We start from the raw sequence: 4,179 nt of genomic DNA on the forward strand, positions 1-4,179 counted from the left end.
CGGCCTGCAGGCGCCCGGCGGCGTCCGCCGCCGTATCGCTGTCGTCGCCGGTGGCCACGACGACCTCCACGCGCCCCGACGGCACGCGCAGCGGGATGCGCCCGCGGATCTCGCCGGGCAGGTACGGGTTGGCGCGTTCCATGGCGTTGCGCGCCGCGCTCTTGGGGTAGGTGGACGAAAGGTGGCGGCCGTCGGCCGCGAAATCGTCCGCGCCGGACACGGCGACGGCCAGCCAGGGCGGATGGCGCTCGCCCTCGCCGCGGCTCGGCCGGTCCTCGCGCGCCACGCGCAGTACGCCCTCGCGCCACTCCACCAGGTATGCGGGCCGGGTCACCTTCCACAGGAAGCGCATGTCCACCCGCGGGAGGAACGCGAACGTGCCGGCCGGCACGCCCTCGTACAGGATGCGGAAGCCGTCGCTGCGGTCCAGCAGCGTGACGGTGGCGGTGACGGTCTCGCCCGACGGCAGGCGCCAGACGCGTTCCATCCGGTCTGGCCGTACCCGGGCCTCGTCGGCCGTGACCGCCGACAGCTCGGTGCCGTCCTCGAGACGCAGCGCCCAGCCGTCCAGGATCTCGTGCATGGCCACGTAGAAGCCGTGGTAGCTGCGCGTGGCTGGGCCGACCGCCTCGCCGCAGAGATGGGCGGCGCCCTTGTCCGTGAAGATGAATTCGCGGGGGTGGACGGGCGTGACGCCGATGGCGAGGTCCGCGAGGAGCGCGTCCGGCCCCGCGTCGGCGCGGCAAGCGGAAGCGCCGGCGACGAGCAGCAAGATCGAGAGGACGAATCTGTAGAGCATCGGAACCTCCGGCAGCGACGTGACTCGGACCGCTTGACACGATACAACACTCACGGAGCTTTACACGTCCAAAGTGAGGACATAATCTTGACCCGGGTTATCCAGCTTCGCCGCGATTGATACAGAGGCAAAGGACCTCCGCCTAGACATGCGTGACCGAATAAACGCCTTCCTGTTCCGCCTGCGCCCCGGCGTCTACGGCGCCGACCATTCCGCAATGGTGCCGATCGCCGCCGCGGTGGGCCTGCTGGGCGGCCTCTGCGCCGTGGGCTTCCGCGAATTCATCGCCTTCGTGCAGACCCAGACCTGGCGGGTGGACGCCTTCACGCTGGACGGCGTGCGCGCGCACCCCTGGTGGTGGATCGTGGCGGCGCCCGCCGCGGGCGGCCTGGTGGTCGGGCTGATCATCCGTCTCTTCGCACGCGAGGCCAAGGGCCACGGCGTGCCCGAGGTCATCGAGGCCGTGATGCTGCGCGGCGGACGCATCCGCCCCCGCGTGGTGATCGCCAAGATGATCGCCTCGGGCGTGTGCATCGGCACCGGCGGCTCGGTGGGCCGCGAGGGTCCCATCGTGCAGATCGGCGCGTCGCTGGGCTCGGCCATCGGCCAATGGCTGCACATGGGCGAGCGCCGGATCCGCACCCTGGTGGGCTGCGGCGCGGCGGCGGGGATCGCCGGCACCTTCAACGCTCCCATCGCCGGCGTGCTCTTCGCCGCGGAAGTCATCCTCGGCGACTTCGCACTGACGTCGCTCACGCCCATCGTCATCTCCTCGGTGGCCGCCACGGTGGTCTGCCACCACTTCCTGGGAAACGTGCCCGCCTTCGTCATCCCGGCCTACACGCTGGTCAGTCCCAACGAACTCTTCGCCTACGCGTTCCTGGGCATCGTGGCCGGCCTGGTGGCGCTGCTCTTCGTGCGCGTGCTCTACGGCATGGAGGACTTCTGGGACGGACCGCTGGGCCGCATCCCGGGGCCGGCCCGCGCCCTGCTGGGCGGCGCCGTCATCGGCGCCATCGCACTCAGGTATCCTGAGATCATGGGCGTCGGCTACGAGGCCATCGAGATGGCCCTGCGCGAGCAGCTGGTCTGGTCGACCCTGCTGATCCTGGCCGGCGTGAAGATCTTCGCCGTCTCGACGACGATCGGTTCGGGCGGTTCGGGCGGCGTGTTCGCGCCGTCTCTATTCATCGGCTCGATGCTGGGCGGCTCGGTGGGCGGCGCCGTGCACACGTTCTGGCCCGCGCTCACCGCCACGCCGGGCGCCTACGCCCTGGTGGGCATGGGGGCCGTGGTGGCGGCCACCACCCACGCGCCGATCACCGCGTTCATGATCATCTTCGAGCTCACCAGCGACTACAAGATCATCCTGCCGTTGATGATCACCTGCGTCCTGGCCACCCTGATCGCCACGCGGCTGAGCGACGCGTCAATCTACTCCATGAAGCTCATCCGGCGCGGCATCGACATGTACCGGGGCAAGAGCCTGAACGTCCTGCACCACTTGAAGGTCCGGGACGTGATGCGCGAGCCGGGCACAACCGTATCCCCCGACACCCACCTGCTGTCGTTACTGTCGGTGTTCATGACCAATCCCACGGACACGTTCTTCGTCGTGGACGGGACGGGGAGACTGCTCGGCGTGATCAACATCGACGACCTGCGCCCCCTGATGCAGGATCCGGAAACGCTGGATTCGGTGCTGATCGCCTACGACATCATGCGCGAGCGCGAGTTCCCCGCCGTGGGCCCCGAAGACGGCCTGGACGAGGTGATGCGGCAGCTCGGCCGCTACCGCTTCGCCGTGCCCGTCCTGGCGGAGGGCCGGCTGGTGGGCACGATCTGGCCCGAGGACGTGATCAACCGCTACAACGCCGAGGTCTTCAAACGGGACATGGCCACGAGCATGGCCACCTCGGTGGAGAACACCGGCCGCTTCACCAAGCTGCCCGGCGTGTCCGGACTGAGCATCGCCGAGATACCCGTGCCCGCGGCATTTGTCGGCCGCAGCTGCGCCGAGCTCGACATCCGCAACCGCCTGGGCGTGACGCTGCTGCTGGTCAAACGGCGCGAAGGCGACGACCACGCCATAGCCGAGCGCATCCCCGACGCCGAGCTGGTCTTCGACGCCGGCGACATCGTGCTGGCGCTCGGACCGCCCGAACGCCTGCGCAGACTGGAGAACATGCTATGAGCGATTCCGGAGCCCGGCTCATCCTCGGCCCCATGCGCGTGCCTTTCCTGATGCTGGCGATCGTATGCGTCCTGCTCGGCGTGGCCACGGCCCACCACGCGGGCGCGGAGCTGAAGGCCCTGCACCTGGCCCTGGCGCTGCTCGGCGGCCTGGCGGCGCACGTGGCGGTCAACGCCTTGAACGAGTACGACGACTTCCGCAGCGGCCTGGACGCGCGCACCACGCGCACGTCCTTCAGCGGCGGCAGCGGCGTGCTGCCCGCCAACCCGGACAAGGCGCGCTACGGGCTGGCGGTCGGGCTGTCGGGTCTGGCGGTGACGGTCGCCGTCGGCGTCTTCTTCATCGCGGTGCGGGGCTGGGGAATCCTGCCCCTGGGGCTGCTGGGACTGCTGGTCGTGGTCGTGTACACGAAGTGGCTCACCCACAGCGTGCTGCTGTGCCTGCTGGCCCCCGGCGCGGGCTTCGGGCTGATGACCCTCGGCACGCATTACGTGCTGGCCGGCGACTACGCGCCGGTGGCGCTCTGGGCCACGCTCGTACCATTCTTCCTGGTCAGCAACCTGCTGCTGATCAACCAGCTGCCCGACATCGAGGCCGACGCCGCGGTGGGCCGCCGCCACCTGATGATCGTCCACGGCAGGCGAGCGGGGTTGACGGTCTACGGGCTGTTCCTCGTCGCCACCTACGCGAGCATAGCCGCCGGCTGGAGGGTCGACGCGCTGCCCGCGTGGTCCCTGATCGCGCTGGCCACGGTCGTGATCGCCGTGCCGACCTACCGGGGCGCGGAACGCCACGCCGAGGACATCCCCGCGTTGATCCCGTTCCTGGGGCGCAACGTGGTGCTGACGCTGGCGACGCCGGCGTTGCTGGCGATCGCGCTCTTCGTTTCCTGATCACCCGACGCGAGCAGCCCCGATCCACCCGGATCGGGGCCGCTTCATACCGAATGCGTGGGCCTGATGCGGTCGCTCACCGCATCGTGAAGGGCCGCGCCCGAACGCCCCGCGCAGCGCGAAGCGAGGCGCGGCGCCATCACGATTGCGGACTGTAGAGTAGGGCGCAGGCGCGGTGACCCGTAGGTCTTCCCTTGGCTGTGTCCGCCGTTTCCAGCTTCGTGCCCGTTTAGGGACGACCGTGGCTCCGTTTCCAGCACCCCCTCATCAAACCGTGCATGAGGTTTTCCCTC

3 protein-coding genes are annotated in these 4,179 nt (G+C 69.5%); 2 read left to right on the forward strand and 1 reads right to left on the reverse strand.

The genetic code is table 11. The annotated features are described in order from the left end of the window. Nucleotides 1–799: hypothetical protein (locus tag KJ554_02950; protein MBU0741296.1), on the reverse strand; the 799-nt coding region annotated here is incomplete at its 3' end. Between the two features lie 148 nt (nt 800–947). Between KJ554_02950 and KJ554_02955 the strand changes: the two genes are divergently transcribed. Together KJ554_02955 and KJ554_02960 are read left to right on the forward strand one after the other, a co-directional pair. Continuing rightward, nucleotides 948–2,993: a chloride channel protein gene (locus KJ554_02955; GenBank protein ID MBU0741297.1), complete on the forward strand. Its 2,046-nt coding sequence runs from the start codon at nt 948–950 to the stop codon at nt 2,991–2,993. Continuing rightward, nucleotides 2,990–3,886 (forward strand): prenyltransferase, encoded by an 897-nt coding sequence (locus tag KJ554_02960; protein ID MBU0741298.1) that lies wholly within the window; start codon nt 2,990–2,992, stop codon nt 3,884–3,886. The genes KJ554_02955 and KJ554_02960 overlap by 4 nt, the downstream gene beginning before the upstream one ends. The last annotated feature ends 293 nt before the right edge of the window (nt 3,887–4,179 follow it).

The sequence above is a fragment of the bacterium genome (genome assembly GCA_018814885.1).
Classification (GTDB): Bacteria; Krumholzibacteriota; Krumholzibacteriia; order LZORAL124-64-63; family LZORAL124-64-63; genus JAHIYU01.

What these genes read in the sequence shown, in the direction of transcription:
- KJ554_02955 (MBU0741297.1), top strand. Translation starts at nt 948, where the DNA reads ATGCGTGACCGAATAAACGCCTTCCTGTTCCGCCTGCGCCCCGGCGTC.
- KJ554_02960 (MBU0741298.1), top strand. Translation starts at nt 2,990, where the DNA reads ATGAGCGATTCCGGAGCCCGGCTCATCCTCGGCCCCATGCGCGTGCCT.